Consider the following 917-nt stretch of genomic DNA (forward strand, 5'->3'; position numbering starts at 1 on the left):
TCTGATCTCATAAGAATATGGTTTATGCACCATTTCATCTTCAACCTCAACCACTTTATCATCAAAATGCAGAATATACTTTGAAACTTTTACATCTTTGTCATATGTGTTAAGCCTTCGTGGATTGTGATAAACAACCAGTGTTCTGCCAAATAGAACTGCTGCTAATTGATTTTTACCTAAAACTATGGTTTGCCTGTTGCCATTTACTATAATCTCAACTTCTTTTCTATCTTCTGTAAACATCCAGCCCGGAAGTTTTGGAGACAGTTTAAAAATTAGATCTCCATTTTTGTATTCAAATGGTTTTTCACCAAACAGCATAATCAGCTCCATATTTAAAAACTCTGTTGTGGTGCCAGAAAGCCTTGCAACAAAACCTGTGCCCCAGATACTTTTGTCAGGATTGCTTGAGCTTGCAATAAATGAGGAATTTTCAAATATTGATCTTCCATAAACCGCTGGGTCCATATATGGTGGCAAAACCATTTTGAAGTCTTCAAAAAACTCTGTGTAAAGTCCGCCCTTTAGCAGCTCAAGCAGGTATTTGTATTCCATGTGCATGAAAATGGATTCATTTTCAAGCCAGCCAGGTGTAAATGCTTTTATCCTTCCAAGCTGATTTGGCTGATTCACCAGGCTTTCGTTTGTCTTGTACATTTTGAGCACTTTGTCGTAAAGGTCACTTTCTTTAACGCTTTGATAAATCTTTCTTTTTGTTTCTACATCGTCAATTGTCTTCATTGCCCTTACCTGTGACTCCAGGAAAAATGCTACTTTTTTCTGTTCAAATTTCTTAATTTTAACCTCTTGCTTTTTCTCATCATATTCATACTCAACTGGCTGGTTTATAAAGTAGGTATAAAACAGCCCCTTTTCACTATCGAAAGATCTTTCTTTTGCCTTTGATAATTTAT

1 pseudogene is annotated in these 917 nt (G+C 35.8%); it reads right to left on the minus strand.

Features of this window, described 5'->3' with window-relative positions:
- Positions 1 to 917: pseudogene (locus H964_RS06890) on the minus strand (hypothetical protein); the annotation flags it as partial.

It is taken from the genome of Caldicellulosiruptor sp. F32, from assembly GCF_000404025.1.
In the GTDB taxonomy this organism is placed as follows: domain Bacteria; phylum Bacillota; class Thermoanaerobacteria; order Caldicellulosiruptorales; family Caldicellulosiruptoraceae; genus Caldicellulosiruptor; species Caldicellulosiruptor saccharolyticus.